The 18883-nt window shown below is 71.5% G+C and carries 15 protein-coding genes; 7 read left to right on the top strand and 8 right to left on the bottom strand.

Annotated features, from left to right (window positions below; translation table 11 throughout):
- Positions 1 to 25: 25 nt before the first annotated feature.
- The 4 genes from metX (at position 26) to GQQ93_RS01885 (ending at position 4404) form a co-directional block, all read left to right on the top strand.
- On the top strand, positions 26 to 1231 hold the full coding sequence (gene metX / locus GQQ93_RS01900; protein ID WP_157422514.1) for a homoserine O-acetyltransferase MetX: 1206 nt from the start codon (positions 26 to 28) through the stop codon (positions 1229 to 1231).
- Positions 1232 to 1339: 108 nt separating this feature from the next.
- Complete coding sequence (locus GQQ93_RS01895; RefSeq protein WP_157422513.1) at positions 1340 to 2497, top strand: sensor histidine kinase; 1158 nt, start codon at positions 1340 to 1342, stop codon at positions 2495 to 2497.
- Complete coding sequence (locus tag GQQ93_RS01890; protein WP_157422512.1) at positions 2494 to 3753, top strand: hypothetical protein; 1260 nt, start codon at positions 2494 to 2496, stop codon at positions 3751 to 3753. The genes GQQ93_RS01895 and GQQ93_RS01890 overlap by 4 nt, the downstream gene beginning before the upstream one ends.
- Positions 3754 to 4404: a response regulator transcription factor gene (locus GQQ93_RS01885; RefSeq protein ID WP_157422511.1), complete on the top strand. Its 651-nt coding sequence runs from the start codon at positions 3754 to 3756 to the stop codon at positions 4402 to 4404.
- A 54-nt stretch (positions 4405 to 4458) separates the two neighbouring features.
- Here GQQ93_RS01885 and GQQ93_RS01880 read toward each other — a convergent pair whose 3' ends face one another.
- From GQQ93_RS01880 to GQQ93_RS01865, 4 genes are all read right to left on the bottom strand, one after another.
- Positions 4459 to 5730, bottom strand: a complete 1272-nt coding sequence (locus GQQ93_RS01880; RefSeq protein ID WP_157422510.1) for an MFS transporter — start codon at positions 5728 to 5730, stop codon at positions 4459 to 4461.
- Between the two features lie 91 nt (positions 5731 to 5821).
- Complete coding sequence (locus tag GQQ93_RS01875; RefSeq protein WP_157422509.1) at positions 5822 to 6154, bottom strand: thiamine-binding protein; 333 nt, start codon at positions 6152 to 6154, stop codon at positions 5822 to 5824.
- 35 nt (positions 6155 to 6189) lie between these two features.
- The gene (locus GQQ93_RS01870; RefSeq protein WP_246192010.1) at positions 6190 to 7449 is read right to left on the bottom strand and encodes a hypothetical protein; all 1260 of its coding nucleotides are present in this window, start codon (positions 7447 to 7449) and stop codon (positions 6190 to 6192) included.
- A 129-nt stretch (positions 7450 to 7578) separates the two neighbouring features.
- A complete protein-coding gene (locus GQQ93_RS01865; RefSeq protein ID WP_157422508.1) occupies positions 7579 to 8427 on the bottom strand; it encodes an ADP-dependent NAD(P)H-hydrate dehydratase in 849 nt (282 codons plus the stop codon).
- Between the two features lie 23 nt (positions 8428 to 8450).
- On the opposite strand from GQQ93_RS01865, the gene GQQ93_RS01860 reads away from it, so the two are divergent.
- Together GQQ93_RS01860 and GQQ93_RS01855 are read left to right on the top strand one after the other, a co-directional pair.
- Positions 8451 to 9083, top strand: a complete 633-nt coding sequence (locus tag GQQ93_RS01860) for an HAD family hydrolase (RefSeq protein ID WP_157422507.1) — start codon at positions 8451 to 8453, stop codon at positions 9081 to 9083.
- Complete coding sequence (locus GQQ93_RS01855; RefSeq protein ID WP_157422506.1) at positions 9080 to 10195, top strand: NADH:flavin oxidoreductase/NADH oxidase; 1116 nt, start codon at positions 9080 to 9082, stop codon at positions 10193 to 10195. Before GQQ93_RS01860 ends, GQQ93_RS01855 begins: the two co-directional genes overlap by 4 nt.
- 22 nt (positions 10196 to 10217) lie before the next feature.
- Here the strand turns inward: GQQ93_RS01855 and GQQ93_RS01850 are convergent, their stop codons facing one another.
- The 4 genes from GQQ93_RS01850 to guaB1 all read right to left on the bottom strand — a co-directional run bounded on the left by GQQ93_RS01850 (position 10218) and on the right by guaB1 (position 14627).
- Positions 10218 to 10646, bottom strand: coding sequence for a VOC family protein (locus GQQ93_RS01850; RefSeq protein WP_157422505.1), 429 nt, complete (start codon positions 10644 to 10646; stop codon positions 10218 to 10220).
- Between the two features lie 59 nt (positions 10647 to 10705).
- Positions 10706 to 11743, bottom strand: coding sequence for a hemolysin family protein (locus GQQ93_RS01845; RefSeq protein WP_157422504.1), 1038 nt, complete (start codon positions 11741 to 11743; stop codon positions 10706 to 10708).
- Positions 11740 to 13074, bottom strand: coding sequence for a hemolysin family protein (locus GQQ93_RS01840; protein WP_246192008.1), 1335 nt, complete (start codon positions 13072 to 13074; stop codon positions 11740 to 11742). Before GQQ93_RS01840 ends, GQQ93_RS01845 begins: the two co-directional genes overlap by 4 nt.
- 113 nt (positions 13075 to 13187) lie before the next feature.
- Positions 13188 to 14627, bottom strand: a complete 1440-nt coding sequence (gene guaB1, locus GQQ93_RS01835) for a GMP reductase (protein ID WP_157422503.1) — start codon at positions 14625 to 14627, stop codon at positions 13188 to 13190.
- 145 nt (positions 14628 to 14772) lie between these two features.
- On the opposite strand from guaB1, the gene GQQ93_RS01830 reads away from it, so the two are divergent.
- The gene (locus GQQ93_RS01830; RefSeq protein ID WP_157422502.1) at positions 14773 to 18552 is read left to right on the top strand and encodes a multifunctional oxoglutarate decarboxylase/oxoglutarate dehydrogenase thiamine pyrophosphate-binding subunit/dihydrolipoyllysine-residue succinyltransferase subunit; all 3780 of its coding nucleotides are present in this window, start codon (positions 14773 to 14775) and stop codon (positions 18550 to 18552) included.
- Positions 18553 to 18883 lie beyond the last annotated feature (331 nt).

Genomic DNA, 18883 nt, shown 5'->3' with positions numbered 1-18883 from the left:
CGCGCGGACACGGGAGAATCGACACATGGATTGGCAGACGACGGCCGACGCGGTTCCCGCGAGCATCGTGCCCGCGGCGGGTGCGCTCGCACTGCTCGGGCGGGCGCCGGCGACGGGTGCGTGGCGCGAGGGCGACGAGGTCGGCGACCGCCGTTTCGTCGGCATCGGCGACCTCGCCCTCGAGTCGGGCCGCGTACTGCCGGGCGCGCGCATCGCCTACGAGCAGTGGGGCGCGCTCTCGCCCCAGCGCGACAACGCGGTGCTCGTGCTGCACGCCCTCACCGGCGACAGCCATGTGATCGGCCAGGCCGGCCCCGGGCATCCGAGTGCGGGCTGGTGGCGCGGCGTCGTCGGCCCCGGCCTCGCGATCGACACCGAGCGCTACTTCGTGGTGGCCCCGAACGTGCTCGGCGGATGCCAGGGCTCGACCGGTCCGGCCTCGCTCGCCCCCGACCGCAGCGAATGGGGGGCCCGGTTCCCGTTCCTCACGATCCGCGACCAGGTGCGGGCGCAGATCGCGTTCGCCCGGGCGATCGGCATCGAGCGCTTCGCCGCGGTCGTCGGCGGCTCGATGGGCGCCATGCACGTGCTCGAGTGGGCCATCGAGGCCCCCGAGGCGGTCGAGCGCATCGCGGTGCTCGCCGCGCCGGCCGCGACCACCGCCGACCAGATCGCCCTGAACTCGGTGCAGATCGAGGCGATCCGCACCGATCCGGCGTTCGCCGCGGGCGCGTTCTACGATGCGCCCGACGGCGAGGGGCCCACGCGCGGCCTGGCACTGGCCCGTCGCATGGCGATGCTCAACTACCGCACGGCCGCCGAGCTCAACGAGCGGTTCGAGCGCAGCTGGCAGTCCGAGCTCGACCCGCTCGGCGGCGACGGCCGCTTCGCGGTCGAGTCCTACCTCGACTTCCACGGCAACAAGTTCACCCGGCGGTTCGATGCGAACAGCTACATCGTGCTCACCGAGTCGATGAACTCGCACGACGTCGGGCGCGGGCGCGGCGGCGTGGCGGCGGCGCTCGCCGGGGTCCGGGCGAAGAGCCTCGTGCTCGGCATCGACAGCGACCGCTACTTCCCGCTCGCCGGGCAGCGCGAGATCGCCGCGCTCCTGCCCCGCAGCGTGCACGGGGCCGAGCCGGTCGTCATCGCCAGCGAGTTCGGCCACGACGCCTTCCTCATCGAAGACGCGGCGGTCGGTGCAGAGCTCGCTCGGCTGCTTGCCGCGTGATCGCGGGCGTCCCGAATCGACGTGATCCGCGCCGACCGGGCCCGACTCGGCTACAGTTCGAGATGACGGGCACCCCGAGACGGGCGCCGTCGTCGCCGAGGGGGTGACATGAAGCGCATCCACAAGGAGCGCGACCGGCTGCTGCGCAGGCTCGCACGTATCGCGGGCCTCACCGGCGCGCTCGGCACCTGCGCCTTCATGTTCTTCCCTGGCGCCTCGTCGACGCTCGAGTTCGCGCTCGTCGTGCTGCTCTCGCTCGCCGCCACCGTGCTCGTCGTCGTGCATTCGCTGCACGGAAGCATGCCGGCCGCCCTCGGGGTGGTCGCCGCTGCGCTCGGCACCGTGGCCGTGCTCGGCAACGCACCGGTCATCGACCCGGTCTCGATCGCCGCGATCTCGCTCGCATCGGCGGTCACCGCCCCTTCCATCGCGATCACCCTCGTCGTCCGCCGCGACGGGATACCGCTCGTCGGCGGACTCGCCGCGCTCTTCGTGGTCGCCATCGGCCTGATCGCCGCCGCCGGGCATCCGATGACCACGGTCATCCTCGCGACCGTCGCGGGCTGGGCGGTCGGCGCCACACTCGGATCGGTCGTGGACCATGCGATCGCCGGCGCCGCCGAGCGCATCGACGAGGTCGGGCGCGCGCACGAGGCGGAGCGCCACGCGAGTGAGTTCGAGGCGCGCCAGCGGCAGGACGCCCGCGTGCTGCACGACACGGTGCTCGCCACGCTCAGCCTGCTCGCGCACTCGGGCGTCGGCGTCGGTTCGGTCGCGCTGCGCCAGCAGGCGGGCGACGACGCGCGCCTGCTCAAGCAGCTCCGGCTCGGCGCCCCCCTCGACAACGCCTCGAACGCGATCTTCTCGCCCGACTCCGACGAAGACATCCTCAGCACGACCTTCGAGTCGGTCAGGCAGCGCTTCGCCCGAATGGGGCTCGACGTGAACTGGCACGGCGTCGGGCAGCTCGCGCTGCCGCGCGAGACCCTCGACGCACTGCTCGGTGCGCTCGGCGAGTGCCTCGAGAACGTCCGGCGCCACTCGGGCGTCAATGAGGCGGATGTCACGGTGAGCGACGACGACCGGACGGTTCGCGCCATGGTGACCGACGCGGGGCACGGGTTCGAGCCCGAGACGATCGGCGCCGCCCGCCTCGGCTACGCCGAGTCGGTCGTGGGGCGCCTGAACACCGTCGGCGGGCGCGCCCGCATCTTCTCATCGCCCGGCTCGGGCACCACTGTGATGCTCGAGGTGCCGAAGCCGTGAGCACGGGATCGATCGAGACCAGCGGCCGCTCGGGCTTCCGCCGCCCGAGGCGCACGGCGCGCGCCGTCGGCGACGTGCGGGAACGCCACGGCGGTCGCCGGCTGGCGACGGGCATCACGATCGCCGCGGCCATCATCATCCTCTGGCACCTGGCGCGTGCGGTGCTCCTCGCGCCCGTGTTCCCGCCCGGCGCCGGCCCCTGGGCCGCGTGGTTGGCGGTCCTCGTGATCCTCGCGGTCGGCGTCGTCTCGCGCATCCTCTCGCGCGCCCAGCCGCTGCCCGACCTGCTGTACGCAGTGCTGCTCATCGCCCTCGCGGTGCCCGTGTGGCTCGACGTCTCGGCGAGCTGGGGACTGCTCCACCTCGGCGTCACGCCGACCGCCGCCGCAGCCACGGGTGCCGTGCTCATGCCGGTCGCCGCGATCCGCGGCACCCGCATCTCGCTGGTCGTCGCCTCCGTGATCGGCCTGGTGCTCCTCGTCACGACGCTCCTGCAGACGGCGTCGGCCGGTCCGTACACGGCGACGGGCATCTCGGTCGCGGCCTCCGCGGTGCTGCCGCTCGTCCTCGCCGTCGTCGCGACCCGCGGATTCCGGCGGCTCGTCGGGCGCGAGCTCGACCTCTCGATCGTGCAGAGCACGGTGTACACCCCGCGTTCGGCCTTCGGGATGCGCGCCTCCGAAGAGCTCGCGCAGCTCGACTTCGACGCCGAGACGCTGCTCGACGACGTCGGCTCTGGGCGCATCGCCATTCCGCTGCCCGCGGCCGACGCCGAGCGCGCCGGTCGTCTGGCCGCCGCACTGCGCCTGAGGCTCATCGCGGGGCGGACGGACACGTGGCTCCGCCATGCGGTGACCGAATCGGCCTATCTCAACGACCGGGTCGTGGTCGACGACCCCGAGGGGTCGGCCGGCCTGCTCGCGCAGGAGCAGCGCGACAACCTGCTGCTCGCACTGTGGCTGCTCGTCGGCGAACTCCGCAAGGGGCAGACCCGCCCGATCGAGGTCGCCGTCTCCTCGCCCGACGGCGACGACGACGGGGAGCACCACTCCCCCGCCGTGCATCTCACGATCGAGGTCCCCGGCGTCGTCGGACGACGCTTGGACCCCGCGACGTGGGATGCTGTCGGTAGTGTCGGATCACACGGCGTCGTCGCGGGGTCCGATTCCTTCCGCATCGAAATCGAATGCCGGACGGACCCGACCGTTCCGGTGAGTGCGTCGGCCGCCGAGTCGGCCCGTCCGAGGAGAAGCTGAATGCCCGACAAAGCTCCACCGATCCGCCTGGCGATCGTCGACGATCACCGAATGCTGCTCGGCGCCCTGACCGAGTGGCTGCGCGGTGCATCGTCCGAGATCGAACTCGTCGCCGCCGTCCCGTCCTGGTCCGAACTGCTCGCCCATCCCGACTTCCCGGTCGACGTGGTGCTGCTCGACCTCGACCTCCGCGACAACATCCCCATCTCGCTCAAGCTGTCGATGCTGAAGTCGGCCGAGGTGCAGACGATGCTCATGAGCAACTACTCCGAGCCCGCCGTGGTTCGCGAGGCGCTGAGCGCCGGTGCGATGGGGTACCTCGTGAAGAGCGAGCCGGTCGAGTCGATCATCGAGGCGATCCGCTCCGCCCAGCAGGGCGTGTCGTACCTGACCCCCGAACTCGAGGCGACGCTGCTCGACGACGGCACGCTGCCGAAGCTCTCCGCGCAGGAGCGCCGGGTCATGGCGCTCTACGGCGCCGGTCAGCCGGTGAAGGCCGTCGCCTTCCAGCTCGGCATCTCCGAAGAGACGGCGAAGAGCTACCTCAAGCGCATCCGTGAGAAGTACCGGGCGTCCGGCTACGACGTCGGCACCAAGGTCGCGCTGCGCAAGCGGGCGATCGCCGACGGCATCCTGCTGCAGTCCGACTGACGGCGCGCGCACGGCTCGGCCGGCGGCAGGTACGCCCCGTCACCGTCTCTCGGGTCAGTCGATCGCCGGCGTCGCACCCGTCGCGTACGGCACCGCGTGACCGCGCCGACGGCGCGAACGGTCGAGGGCGAAGCTCGCCAGGGCGAGCCCGATCCCGGCGAAGGTCAGCAGCAGGCCGACCCAGATCGGAGCGACGTAGCCGAGCCCCGCGGCGATCACGGCGCCGCCGAGGAGCGCGCCGAGGCTGTTGCCGATGTTCAGCGCCGAATGGTTCAGCGCCGCGGCGATCGACTGGCTGTCGCGCGCGACGTCCATCAGGCGGGTCTGGATGGTCGGCGCGAGGGCGGAGGAGGTGGCGCCGATGAGGAACGCGCCGACGAAGAGACCCGCGGCGAACTGCGCGGTGAGCGCGAGCAGGGCGAGCGAGAGGGCGAGCGCCCCGAATGCGGCGTACATCGTGCGCCGCACGCTCCAGTCGGCGAGGCGGCCGCCGACGAGGTTGCCGACGGTCATGCCGAGTCCGGTGGCGACCAGCACGAGCGGCACCGCGGCGGCCTCGAGTCCGGTGACCTCGGTCGCGAGCGGCGCGATGTAGCTGTACATCGCGAAGAACCCGCCGAAGCCGATCGCCCCGATCGCGATCGCGAACCACACCTGCGGGCGGGCGAACGCCCCGAGTTCGCGTCGGACGCTCGCGTTCGCATCCCCCGCCTGCCAGGGCACCGCGGCGAGGACTGCGACGAAGGTGAGGGCGAAGATCGCGGCGACCGCGAGGTAGGCGACGCGCCATCCGGCCGCCTGGCCGAGCCAGGTGATCGCGGGCACGCCGATGACGTTCGCGATGGTGAGGCCGGAGAGCACCAGGGCGACGCCGCGAGCGCGCTTGCCCGGACCCATGAGGCTCGCGGCGACGAGCGAGGCGATGCCGAAGTACGCCCCGTGCGGCAGCGCGGAGAGGAACCGCGCGACGAGCACGAGTTCGAAGCTCGGGAGCAGCGCCGAGGCGATCGTGCCGACCGTGAACGCCGCGACGAGCACGAGCAGAAGCCGTTTGCGGGGCCAGCGCGCGGCGACGGCGGCGATCGTCGGAGCGCCGACCACGACGCCGAGCGCGTAGGCCGAGATCACCCATCCGGCGGTCGCGTTGGCGGCGTCGGGCGAGGCTGCGTAGGTGCCGGGCAGCAGGTCGGCCGCGATGTTCGGCAGGAGGCCCATGGCCACGAACTCGGTCGAGCCGATGCCGAAGCCGCCGAGGGCGAGCGCGAGGAGCGCGAGTCTGGTGCGGGCCGGCGACAAGGTCGTCGGTTCATCGGAGGCGTGGGTCACCGAGCGATTCTCTCACGAATCGAATCGATTCGAGAACCCGCCGACGAACGCGGCGACCCGACGGCGTCATCGTCGGATCCGAGCGGCAGGCTCAGTCCCGTGGCGCTCCGGCGCCCTCGCCCGCATCGTCGATCGCCGACTCGAGCCGGTCGATCTTCGCATCGAGCTCGCCCGAATAGCCGGGGCGGATGTCGGCCTTCAGCACGAGCGAGACCCGCGAACCGTACTCGCCGACGGCCTCCGTCGCGCGCCGCACCACGTCGAACACCTCGTCCCAGTCGCCTTCGATCTCGGTGAACATCGACGTCGTGCGATTCGGGAGCCCGGACTCGCGGACGATCTTCACGGCCGCCGCGACGGCGTCGTGCACGGAGCCGTCGGCGCGGCCGGTGCCGCTCGGCGCAACGGAGAACGCCACCAGCATGCTGCCTCCTCGGCGGGTGGGGTCGGTGTCGCCGCTCAACTCGTCGCGAACGCGGCATCCCGCCTGCTGCCAGCCTGCCACACGACGACGAGCGACCAGACGAGGAGCGCGCCCAGCAGCGCGACCTTCATCGTGAGCAGGAACACGAACGCGGGGTTCGCGACGAGGAGCCACCCGTACCAGTACGGGTAGATGATCTGCGTGAGCAGCGCCACGGCCGCGGCGATGAGGGCCGGTACGGCGAATCGCGCGGGGCGCAGCACGAGCCCGAGGATGACGGGCGCCGCGAGCCAGGTCGCGAACTGCGGCGATCCGACCTTGTTGGCGAGCATGAGCACGACGACGAAGGCGAGCGAGAGCGGCGCCATGAGCACGACGAACGACGCCCCGCGACGTGCCGCGCGCACGCCGAGGGCGGTGACGGCGAGCGCGGAGACGAGCATGAGCGGCGTCGTGAGCGCGGCCGCGGCGTCGGCGCCCGGCCCGACGATCTGGAAGGTGAGGATGTCCTGCGAGTACTCGATCGTGACGTCCTTCGCTCCCGCGACGATCTGCCAGAGCCAGAACACCGCGGCGGGGGCCTCGATCTGCAGGCCGCGGCCGGCCTGCTCGGCGATGAACCCGAACGCGTTCGTCCCTGCGCCGGCGAGCAGGCTCACCCCGATGATCGCGGCGCTCAGCGAGAGCGCGATCGTCACGACCTCGCCGCGCCGACGCGAGGCGATGACGATGGCGGCCACGAGCGCTGCGGGCCACACCTTGATCCAGGCCCCGATCGTGAGCAGCGTCGCCGCGACCCTGGGGCGGCCCCCCGCCCACAGCAGACCGGCGATCGCGAACGGCACGGTCACCGCGTCGATGCGGCCGAGCGCGATCGGTCCGAGGAGTGCGAGGAATCCGAGCCACCACCAGGCCGCCAGCCGCCGCGGGCGGGAGAGCGAAGCCCGACCGAGCAGGATCGAGAACGCGAGCGCGTCGAGGACGATGACGATGGCGAGCCACGACTGGGCGATGTAGGCCTCGCCGAATGCGAAGGCCGCCGCCATCGGGGCGAACGCGAGGATCGGATACACCCAGGGCGCGTCGATGCCCATGCGCAGCCAGCCGTGCGAGGCGTTCTCGGCCCACAGCCGGTAGACCCCGGTGACGTCGCCCATCGGGTACCCGGGCGCCGAGAGGTTCAGCCAGGCGAGCAGCAGGTGCACGGCGGCGAACGCCGTCCAGAGCGCGCCGCGGCCGCCGAGGGCGCGTCGCAGCCGAGCAGCGGATGTCTCGCGCTCGCCTCCCCCGTTCACGCGACGAGCCTATCCGAGCGTCATATTCCGCCACGCGCACCCGCCGTGCCCGAGGGATCGGAGATGCTGGAGATCGACGGAAGCACCGACGCAGTCGGGCGGCTTCGGTGCTCTGGGGCGGCCGGAACGTCAGCGCTGCAGCAGCCCGCCGATCACCTGAGGCACCGCTTCGGCGATGTCGAGCGCGGCCACGGGTCCGCCGTCGACCGCGGCGCTGGCACGACGCGCGGCCTCGCTGTGGATCCACGCGGCGGTCGCGGCGAGCCGCGTCAGCACCTCTGCGTTGAGCGCGAGCTCCTCGTGGTGGGTGGCGACGAGCGCGCCGAGGATGCCGCCGAGCACGTCGCCGGTGCCCGCGCTCGCGAGCCAGTGCGTGTCGGCGGTGACGGTGTAGCGGTCGCCGTCGGGATCGGCGATGTGGGTCACCGCCCCCTTCAGCAGCACGGCGACCCCGAGCTCTCGTGCGGCGCGATCGGCCCACCCGCCGGGGTCGGCCCGCACCTCGGCGACGGTCACCTCGACCTCGCGGGTCACGAGCAGATTCGCGAGTTCGCGGGCGTGCGGGGTGATCACGGTCGGCGCCGTGTGCGTGCCGACGAGATCGAGCGCCCCGGCGTCCAGCACGACCGGCACGCGGGAGGCGAGCGCGTGCTGCAGGTCACCCTGGAGCATGAAGGAGCGCCGTCCAGGGTCGATGCCCGAACCGATGAGCCAGGCCTGCACGCGCCCCGACACCGTCACCGTCTCGGGCCGTCGCAGCAGCACGGCGGCGCGCACCCCGCGCGGACCGATGTAGCGCACCATGCCGACGCCGGTCCGCGTCGCGGCGTCGACCCCCAGTACGGCGGCCCCGGGGTAGTCGGGCGATCCTGTGATCATGCCGAGCACGCCGCGCGAGTACTTGTCGTCTCCGGCATGGGGAGCCCTCACCCAGCCGGCCGCGTCATCGACGGTCCATTCCTGCCACGGTTCGCCCATGTACCAACGATAGGTTGAGTGGGATGACTCCGACAGCCCTCGCCCCGATCAGTCTCTCGCCCTCGGTCGTCGTCTTCGACTACGGCGAGGTCATCTCGCGCGAGCCGAGCGAGGCCGACCGGGCCGCACTGCTCGCGCGCGCGGGCGTGCCCGCCGAGGCGTTCTGGGCCGCGTACTGGGCCCACCGCGAGGGGCTCGACCGCGGCACGACCTCGATCGCCGCGTACTGGCAGGCGGTCGCCCGCGACACCGGGGCAGTGTGGGGCGCACTCGACGTGCACGAGCTCTGGGCGATCGACCATCGCGGCTGGCTCTCGGTCGACCACGACACCCTCGGCGTGCTGCACGCGCTGGTCGACGGCGGCACGCGGCTCGCGCTGCTCTCGAATGCCGGCGCCGACTTCTCGGGCTGGCTCCGCCACGGATCGTTCGCGCCGCTCTTCGAGCGGGTGTTCGTGAGCGGCGAACTCCGCCTCGTGAAGCCCGAGGCCGCGATCTACGAGCACGTCATCGACGAGCTCGACATCGAGCCGGCGCAGTTCCTCTTCGTCGACAACCGCGCCGAGAACGTCGAGGGCGCGCGCGCCATCGGCGGCGACGGGCACGTGTTCACGGATGCCGCCGGGCTCGAGCGCTGGCTCCGGGGCCTCGCGTGAGCGGCGCGGCGCACGACGGTCCCGCACTGTTCCGCCCGCTCACGATCCGCGGGCTCGAGATCCGCAACCGCGTCTGGGTTCCGCCGCTCTGCCAGTACTCGGTGACGGCGCGAGACGGCGTGCCGCACGACTGGCATCTCGTGCACCTCGGCGCGATGGCCGCCGGCGGCGCGGGCCTCGTGATCGCCGAGGCGACCGCGGTGAACCCCGAGGGGCGCATCTCCGATCACGACACCGGTCTCTGGAACGACGAGCAGGCCGCGGCCTGGTCCCGCATCACCCGATTCATCCGGTCGCAGGGCGCGGCGTCGGGCATCCAGCTCGCGCACGCCGGCCGCAAGGCCTCGATCTGGCCCGAACCGATGCGGCGTCGCGGGTCGCAGCCGATCGAGGAGGGCGGATGGCCGACCGTGTCGGCGTCGGCGCTCGCCTTCGACGGCTACCGCGAGCCGCTCGCCCTCGACGAGTCGGGCATCGCCCGGGTCGTCGACGACTTCCGTGCGGCGGCCCGCCGCGCGGTCACCGCGGGATTCGACCTCGTCGAGGTCCACGCCGCGCACGGCTACCTCGTGCACCAGTTCCTCTCACCGCTCTCGAACGCGCGCGACGACCGGTGGGGCGGAAGCCTCGAGAACCGGGCTCGGCTCCTCCTCGAGATCGTGCGCGCCGTGCGGGCCGAGGTCGGCGCGCAGATGCCGGTGTTCGTGCGCTTCTCAGCGACCGACTGGTCGCCCGGCGGGTGGGACGAGGAGCAGACCGCGACCGTGACGGCCTGGGCGGTCGACGCGGGCGCCGACTTCTTCGACATCTCGACGGGCGGGCTCGTCGCCGCCGCCGACATCCCGGTCGCGCCGGGGTATCAGGCGCACTTCGCCGAGTACGTCGGCGAGCATGCAGATGCACCCGTGTCCGCGGTCGGCCGCATCACCGACGCCCGGCACGCCGAGGAGCTCGTCTCCGAGGGCCGCGCCGACGCCGTCATGTTCGGCAAGGCGATGATGCGCGACCCGCATTTCGCGATGCGCGCCGCGCACGAACTCGGCGCGGGCACCTCGATGTGGCCGCCGCAGTACCTCCGTGCCGGGCCCGAGTACAACGACGGCGAGTGGTGAGCCTCCGCCCCGGTCGGTGTCGCTAGCCCATCGAGCCCGACCGCAGCTTCGACATCTGCGCCATGCGCTCGGGGCTGGTCTCGCCCAGCGCGATGATGTTGCCCTCGCTGTCGCTGAACCACGCGCTGCGCTCGTCACCGAGTTCGGCGACGCCGTCGACGGTCGTGAGCCCGGGCAGGTCGTAGTCGTGGAAGACGACCCCGAGCGTGCGCATCGCCGTCATGTCTCGGTCGAGGTCGTCGGTGTACAGGCCCAGAGCGGTGTTCTGCGCGGTGCCGGCGTAGTCGGTGCGGTAGACCAAGACGACGGTGCCACCGACGTCGTAGAAGAGCGCCTCGCCCTCCATGTCGTCGGCGATCGGGTCGCGGGCGAGCACGTCGTGCCACCACTTGCGCGCGCGTGCGATGTCGGCGGCGGGGAGGACGGCGCCCGCCATGAGCTTCTCGAACATGATTTTCCCTCGAGTTTCTCGGGTCGAGGAAAGTCTACGCCGCCTCCCCCTCCGCGGTGCTACCCCCGGCGGGTCGCGTCCTGCACCTCGCCGACGAGCTCCTCGATGATGTCCTCGAGGAAGATCACCCCGCTCGTCGAGCCGTCCTCCTCGAAGGTGCGGGCGACGTGCGTGCCGAGGCGACGCATCGTGGCGAGCGCGTCCTCGAGGTCGGTGCCGTCGAAGATCGAGACCAGCCGCCGCACGCGCTTGGCCGGGATCGGGTCGTCGAACTCGTCGTCGTCGAGGTCGATCACGTCTTTCAGGTGCACGTAGCCGTCGGGCTCGCCGTCCTCGCCGAGGATCGGGTAGCGCGAGAAGCCCCGACGGGCGACCGCCCGCTCGACATCGCCCGGCGTCGCCCCCGGCGGCAGGCTCACGAGGCCCGACATCGGCACTGCGACATCCTTCACGCGCTTCGTGGTGAACTCGAAGGCCGCCGTGAGCGTGCCGCTCGCATCGTCGAGCACGCCCTCGCGGCGCGACTGGTCGACGATCGTCTGCACCTCCTCGAGCGTGAACGTCGAGGTCGCCTCGTTCTTCGGCTCGACGCCGAACAGGCGCAGCACGCCGTTCGCCGTCGCGTTCAGCGCGACGATGATCGGCTTGAAGACGCGCGCGACGAACACGAGCGGGGGTGCGAGCAGCAGCACCGCCCGGTCGGGCACCGAGAACGAGAGGTTCTTCGGCACCATCTCGCCGAACACGACGTGCAGGTACGAGACGAGCACGAGGGTCACGATGAATGCGATCGTCGAGACGACCTCGACCGACCAGCCGGTGAGGTGCAGCGGCACCTCGAGCAGGTGATGGATCGCCGGTTCGGACACGTTCAGGATGAGCAGCGAGCACACCGTGATGCCGAGCTGGCTCGTCGCCAGCATGAGCGTCGCGTGCTCCATCGCCCAGAGCGCGGTCTTGGCGCTGCGCCGGCCCTGCTCGGCGAGCGGTTCGATCTGCGAGCGCCTGGCCGAGATGACGGCGAACTCGGCGCCCACGAAGAAGGCGTTCGCGGCGAGCAGCACGAACAGCCAGGCGATGCCGGCCCAGTCGCTCATCGGCCCGCCTCCTCGTCATCGGCGGCCTCGTCGGCCGGCATGGGTCTCGGCACGAAGCGCAGCCGATCGATGCGGCGGCCGTCGAGGCGCTGCACGCGGAGCATGCCCCCGTCGATCGCGACTTCGTCGCCGACGGCGGGCAGCCGGCCGAGTTCGGCCATCACGTAGCCCGCCACCGTCTCGTAGTCGCCGTTCTCGGGCACCCGGATGCCGGTGCGCTCGACGAGTTCGTCGGGTCGCAGTATTCCGGGGAAGCTCACGTTGTCGCCGCGGCGGACGATCCCCGCCCGCGTGCGGTCGTGCTCGTCGGCGACCTCGCCGACGAGCTCCTCGACGAGGTCCTCGAGCGTCGCGACGCCAGCGGTGCCGCCGTACTCGTCGACGACGACCGCCATCTGGAACCCGCGGCCGCGCAGCTCGCCGAGCAGCGCATCGAGCTTGATCGTCTCGGGCACGCGCAGCGCATCCGACTGGAGCGCCGACGCCGGTACCTCCGCCCGGCGCTCGCGCGGCACGGCGACGGCCTGCTTCACGTGCACGACGCCGACGACGTCATCGAGGTTCTCGTCGTAGACGGGGAACCGCGAGAGTCCGGTCTGGCGCGCGAGCTCGAGCACCGCCTCGGCCGGCTCGAGCCGCTGCACGGCGGCGACGCGCGGGCGCGGGGTCATCACGTCGGAGGCGTCGTGGTCGGAGAAGCGCAGCGTCCGACCGAGGAGGGTCGCCGTGTCCTTCTCGAGCAGCCCGGCGCTCGCCGAGCGACGCACGAGCGAGGAGAGCTCCTCGGCCGAACGCGCGCCGGAGAGCTCCTCCTTCGGCTCGATGCCGACGGCGCGCAGAATGGCGTTCGCGCTGCCGTTGAGCAGGCTGATCGCGGGCCGGAACACCCAGGTGAACGCCGTCTGGAACGGGATCACGAGCTTCGCCGTCGCGAGCGGCAGGGCGAGCGCGAAGTTCTTCGGCACCAGCTCGCCGATGATCATCGAGAGCAGGGTCGCCACGATGATCGCGGTCGTGGCGCCGACCGGGCGCACGAGCGACGCGGGCACGCCGATCGCGGCGAGGGGACCCGCGAGGAGCGAGGAGATCGCCGGCTCCATCGTGTATCCGGTGAGCAGCGTGGTCAGCGTGATGCCGAGCTGCGCGCTCGAGAGATGCGTCGAGGTGATCTTCAGCGCCGCGATCGTCATGCCGAGGCGGGTCTCACCCCGCTCGCGGCGCGCCTCGAGATCGGCGCGATCGAGGTTGACGAGCGCGAACTCGCTCGCAACGAACAAGCCCGTGCCGATCGTGAGGAGGAGTCCGATGCCGAGCAGTATCCACTCAGACAACGCTGCCTCCCCGAACGGTCACGGGCGAGGGTCTATGGCCGGGGTTGTTCGCAGAGGGAGGATCGTCCATGGTCCTGCCAGTATATCGACGCGACCGCCCGCGACGCGGGGCGTCACCAGCTGACCGGGAGCGCCTTGCCCTCCTCGTAGCCCGCGGCGGACTGGATGCCGACGAGCGCGCGCTCCCGGAACTCGGCGAGCGTGCGCGCGCCGGCGTAGGTGAACGCGCTGCGCACCCCCGAGGTGATCATGTCGAGCAAGTCCTCGAGCGAGGGGCGCATCGGGTCGAGGGTGATCGACGACGAGGAGATTCCCTCCGCGAAGAGTTCCTTGCGGGCGAGCTCGTACGGCGAGAGGCGGTCGAACCGTTCGCGCACGGCCTTCGTCGAGGCCATGCCCCAGCTCTCCTTGAAGAGGCGGCCGGATGCATCGCGCCGCAGTGCTCCGGGCGCCTCGATCGTGCCGGCGAACCAGGAGCCGATCATGACCGAGGCGGCGCCGGCGGCGAGTGCGAGCGCCACGTCGCGGGGGTGACGCACCCCGCCGTCGGCCCACACCCGCGCGCCGAGCTCGCGCGCGGCCTCGGCCGTCTCGAGCACCGCAGAGAACTGGGGCCGGCCGACGGCCGTCATCATGCGCGTCGTGCACATCGCACCGGGACCGACCCCGACCTTGAGCACGTCGGCGCCCGCGTCGACGAGGTCGCCGACGGCAGCCGCGGTCACGATGTTGCCCGCCACGATCGGGATGCCGAGGTCGAGGTCGCGCACGATCGACACCGCTCGGATCATGCCCTCCTGGTGCCCGTGCGCCGTGTCGAGGACGAGCATGTCGACGCCCGCCGCCGCGAGCGCACGCGCCTTCGCGGCCACATCGCCGTTGATGCCGACCGCCGCCGCCACGCGGAGCCGTCCGTCGCGGTCGACGTTCGGTTCGTAGATCGTGCCGCGGAGGGCGCTGCGCCGACTCAGGGTTCCGACGACGCGGCCGTGCTCGAGCACCGGCGCGAAGTCGAGCTCCGCCTCGACCATGAGGTCGAACGCGCGCCGCGGGCTGTCGACGTCTTCGGCGTCGAGCGAGGCGATGCCCCCGTGCACGAGATCGCCGAGCCGGGCGTCGGGCAGCGCGCTCGCGAGCCGCGTCGCGGCGAGGCATCCGACATAGCGCCCCGTCGTGTCGTGCAGCACGATGCCGTGCCCCTCGAACGGCGGCAGCGATTCGAGCGCGTCGGCGACCGTCGCGTCGGGGTGGAACGCATGCGGGGTGTCGAAGCGGGGCGACTGCGCCTTCACCGAGCGGATCGACTCGGCCAGGTCTTGCAGGTGCAGGTCTTGAGGGAGCACGCCGATGCCGCCGCGGCGGGCGAGCGTCGCAGCCAGTCGCGGCCCCGTGATGGAGTTCATGTTGGCCGAGACGATCGGCACGGAGGCGCCTGAGCCGTCGTCGGGGGCGAGCGACACGTCGAGCCGGCTCGTCACGCCCGAACGACTCGGAACGAGGAACACATCGGAGTAGGTCAGATCGTGGGTCGGGGCCGTCCGGTAGAACTCCATGCCCCCAGCGTAGGCCGCGCCCCTGCGGCGTGCACGAGGCGCCTCGCGCGGGGTTTAGGCTTGTGTGGGTGATCGGCCACGACGCGTTCGCGGCCGGGTCGATCTCCGAGAATCCAGCATCAACGGAGAGAGTGGGCGAGCGGCTGTGTCGAGCCAATTGACCGGAGCGGGATCCGACGAAACGGCGTCGGGCGAATACGGAGCCAACGAATGGCTCGTCGACGAGATGTACGAGAAGTTCCTCGCCGATCCCGACTCGGTCGACCAGACCTGGAGGCCGGTGCTCGAGCGGCGCCGCGCGCAGAGCGAACAGGGTGCAGCGGCCCCCGCGACGAACGGCGCCGCCCCGCAGGGCCAGGCGCCCGCGGCCCCACCGGCCGCCGAGACGCCGGCCGAGGCATCCGCCGCCCCGCAGCAGGCCGCACCGGCCGCCGACGCCGGCGCTCCCGCCTCCCCCGCGACCGCGCCGACGCCCGTGATCGGGCAGACCCCGGCCGCCCGCACGACCTCGGTGGCGCCGCGCACCCAGCCGGTGCCTGCCGACGTGCCCGTCACGAGCCCGCAGCCGGTCGTGGCCGACGCGCCCGCCGAAGACGAGGTCGTGGCGCTCAAGGGCATGCCGAAGGCGCTCGCCGCGAACATGGACGCCTCGCTCACCGTGCCGACCGCGACGAGCGTGCGCACCGTGCCGGCGAAGCTCATGATCGACAACCGCATCGTGATCAACAACCACCTGCGGCGCACCCGCGGCGGCAAGATCAGCTTCACCCACCTGATCGGGTGGGCGCTCATCCAGGCGCTCAAGGAGTTCCCGAGCCAGAACGTCTTCTACTCCGAGGTCGACGGCAAGCCGAGCCTCGTGAAGCCCGCGCACATCGGCCTCGGCATCGCGATCGACATCCCGAAGCCCGACGGCACCCGCGCCCTCCTCGTGCCCGCGATCAAGCGCGCCGAGACGATGTCGTTCAACGAGTACCTGAGCGCCTACGAAGACCTCGTCTCGCGGGCCCGCCAGAACAAGCTCAAGGCCGACGACTTCTCGGGCGCCACGATCTCGCTGACGAACCCGGGCGGCATCGGCACCGTGCACTCGGTGCCGCGACTCATGAAGGGCCAGGGCTGCATCATCGGCGCCGGCGCCCTCGAGTACCCGGCCGAGTTCCAGGGTGCGAGCGACAAGACCCTCGCGAACCTCGCGATCGGCAAGACGATCACGCTGACCTCGACCTACGACCACCGCGTCATCCAGGGCGCCGGCTCGGGCGAGTTCCTGAAGAAGGTGCACGAGCTCCTCATCGGCCAGCGCGGCTTCTACGAGGCCATCTTCGCCGCCCTGCGCCTGCCGTACGAGCCGATCCGCTGGGCGCCCGACATCGCCGTCGACATCGCGAGCGCGATCGACAAAACGGCGCGCGTGCAGGAGCTCATCAACTCCTTCCGCGTGCGCGGCCACATGATGGCCGACACCGACCCGCTCGAGTACGTGCAGCGCTCGCACCCCGACCTCGACATCGCGAGCCACGGGCTCACCTTCTGGGACCTCGACCGCGAGTTCGTCACGGGCGGCTTCGGCAACAAGCGCACGGCGCTCCTCCGCGACATCCTCGGCGTCCTCCGCGACTCCTACTGCCGCACCATCGGCATCGAGTACATGCACATCCAGGACCCGGTGCAGCGCCAGTGGATCCAGAACGAGGTCGAGCGCCCCTACGAGAAGCCGACCCACGACGAGCAGATGCGCATCCTCGGCAAGCTCAACGAGGCCGAGGCGTTCGAGACCTTCCTGCAGACGAAGTACGTCGGGCAGAAGCGCTTCAGCCTCGAGGGCGGCGAATCCGTCATCGCGCTCCTCGACGAGATCCTGCAGGGCGCCGCGAAGGAGGGCCTCGACGAGGTCGCGATCGGCATGGCGCACCGCGGCCGCCTGAACGTGCTGACGAACATCGCCGGCAAGACCTACGGCCAGGTGTTCCGCGAGTTCGAGGGCGCCACCGCCGGGCAGGGCTCGGGCGACGTGAAGTACCACCTCGGCACCGAGGGCACCTTCACCGCCGACGACGGCCACCAGGTGCCCGTCTCGCTCGCCGCGAACCCCTCGCACCTCGAGGCCGTCGACGGCGTGCTCGAGGGCATCGTCCGCGCCAAGCAGGACCGCAAGCCCATCGGCACCTTCTCGACCCTGCCGATCCTCGTGCACGGCGACGCTGCCATGGCCGGGCAGGGCATCGTCGTCGAGACGATGCAGATGTCGCAGCTGCGCGCGTACCGCACGGGCGGCACGATCCACGTGAACATCAACAACCAGGTCGGCTTCACGACGGTGCCGGGCGACGCCCGCTCCTCGATCTACTCGACCGATGTCGCGAAGACGATCCAGGCGCCGATCTTCCATGTGAACGGCGACGACCCCGAGGCCGTCGTGCGGGTGGCCGAACTCGCGTTCCGCTACCGCCAGGAGTTCAAGCGCGACGTGGTCATCGACCTCGTCTGCTACCGCCGCCGAGGCCACAACGAGGGCGACGACCCCTCGATGACGCAGCCGCTCATGTACAACCTGATCGAGCAGAAGCGCAGCGTGCGCAAGCTCTACACCGAGGCCCTCGTCGGCCGCGGCGACATCACCGAGGCCGAGTACGAAGAGGCGCACCGCGACTTCCAGGACCGCCTCGAGCGCGCCTTCGCCGAGACCCACGCCGTGCAGACCGGCGCGATCGCGGTGATCGGGGCGACCGAGCAGACCCACGCTCCCGAGCAGCCCACGGGCGAGCTCGAGACGACGGGCGTCGGCGCCGAGGTCGTGCACGCCATCGGCGACGCCTTCAACAACAAGCCCGCCGGCTTCACGGTGCACCCGAAGATCCAGCAGCTGCTCACGAAGCGCCTCGACATGAGCCGCAACGGCAAGATCGACTGGGGTTTCGGCGAGCTGCTCGCGCTCGGCTCGCTGCTTCTCGAGGGCACCCCGGTGCGCCTCGCCGGCCAGGACGCGCGCCGCGGCACCTTCGTGCAGCGCCACGCGGTGCTCCACGACCGCGCGAACGGCCAGGAGTGGCTGCCGCTGCAGAACCTGTCGGAGAACCAGGCCAAGTTCTGGATCTACGACTCGCTCCTCAGCGAGTACGCGGCGATGGGCTTCGAGTACGGCTACTCGGTCGAGCGCGCCGATGCGCTCGTCATGTGGGAGGCCCAGTTCGGCGACTTCGCCAACGGTGCGCAGACCATCATCGACGAGTTCATCTCCTCGGCCGAGCAGAAGTGGGGCCAGCGCTCGAGCGTCGTGCTGCTGCTCCCCCACGGCTACGAGGGTCAGGGCCCCGACCACTCGAGCGCCCGCATCGAGCGCTACCTGCAGCTCTGCGCCGAGAACAACATGACCGTCGCCCGTCCTTCGACGCCCGCGTCGTACTTCCACCTGCTGCGCCGCCAGGCCTACGCCCGCCCGCGTCGTCCGCTCGTGGTGTTCACGCCGAAGGCGATGCTGCGCCTGCGCGGAGCGACGAGCGAGCTGGCCGACTTCACCGAGGGCAAGTTCGAGCCCGTGCTCGACGACCCGCGCATCAGCGACCGGTCCGCCGTCAAGCGCGTGGTGTTCGTGTCGGGCAAGATCTACTACGACCTGATCGCCGAGCTCGACAAGCAGCAGAACACCGAGGTCGCGGTGGTGCGTCTCGAGCAGCTCTACCCGCTGCCCGCGACCGAGCTCAAGGCCGTCGTCGACGCCTACCCCGAGGCCGAGCTGATGTGGGCCCAGGACGAGCCCGAGAACCAGGGCGCCTGGCCGTACTTCATCATCGAGACGAACAAGCTCGGGCCGCGCACGGTCTCGGTCGTCGCCCGCCAGGCGGCGGCGTCGCCCGCGACGGGTTCGGCCAAGCGCCACGCGACCGAGCAGGCAGAGCTGGTCCGACGCGCGACGACGCTGTAGCGACCGCAGAACGAGACGAAGCGAGCGGATGCCTGGGCCCACACGCCCGAGGCTCCGTTCATCGCGAAACGATGGACGGAGTGGCGTGGGGAGTGGCATCCGCTCGCTTCGTCGTTCCGGGCCGCCCGCGCCCGCGCCCGCGAGCGCATCCCGCACTCCCGTACTCCCGCACTCCCGCACTCCCGCACTCCCGCACTCCCGCACTCCCGCACTCCCGCACTCTTCTCCACTGAGTCGCCGAAAACCGCCCTTCCGAGAGGAACGAAGGGCGGTTTTTGGCGACTCGCTAGGAGGGGCCCCGCGGCGGCGGGGCCCCGCGGCGGCGAGCCAC

This window comes from Agromyces lapidis (assembly GCF_009749405.1).
GTDB classification, from domain to species: Bacteria; Actinomycetota; Actinomycetes; order Actinomycetales; family Microbacteriaceae; genus Agromyces; species Agromyces lapidis.
Note: the sequence above shows the minus strand (reverse complement) of the source record. Positions and strands in the feature narration are given on the sequence as shown.

Coding starts and splice junctions, on each gene's coding strand:
- metX (WP_157422514.1), top strand. CDS start 26: ATGGATTGGCAGACGACGGCCGACGCGGTTCCCGCGAGCATCGTGCCC.
- GQQ93_RS01895 (WP_157422513.1), top strand. CDS start 1,340: ATGAAGCGCATCCACAAGGAGCGCGACCGGCTGCTGCGCAGGCTCGCA.
- GQQ93_RS01885 (WP_157422511.1), top strand. CDS start 3,754: ATGCCCGACAAAGCTCCACCGATCCGCCTGGCGATCGTCGACGATCAC.
- GQQ93_RS01875 (WP_157422509.1), bottom strand. CDS start 6,154: ATGCTGGTGGCGTTCTCCGTTGCGCCGAGCGGCACCGGCCGCGCCGAC.
- GQQ93_RS01865 (WP_157422508.1), bottom strand. CDS start 8,427: ATGGGCGAACCGTGGCAGGAATGGACCGTCGATGACGCGGCCGGCTGG.
- GQQ93_RS01860 (WP_157422507.1), top strand. CDS start 8,451: ATGACTCCGACAGCCCTCGCCCCGATCAGTCTCTCGCCCTCGGTCGTC.
- GQQ93_RS01850 (WP_157422505.1), bottom strand. CDS start 10,646: ATGTTCGAGAAGCTCATGGCGGGCGCCGTCCTCCCCGCCGCCGACATC.
- GQQ93_RS01845 (WP_157422504.1), bottom strand. CDS start 11,743: ATGAGCGACTGGGCCGGCATCGCCTGGCTGTTCGTGCTGCTCGCCGCG.
- guaB1 (WP_157422503.1), bottom strand. CDS start 14,627: ATGGAGTTCTACCGGACGGCCCCGACCCACGATCTGACCTACTCCGAT.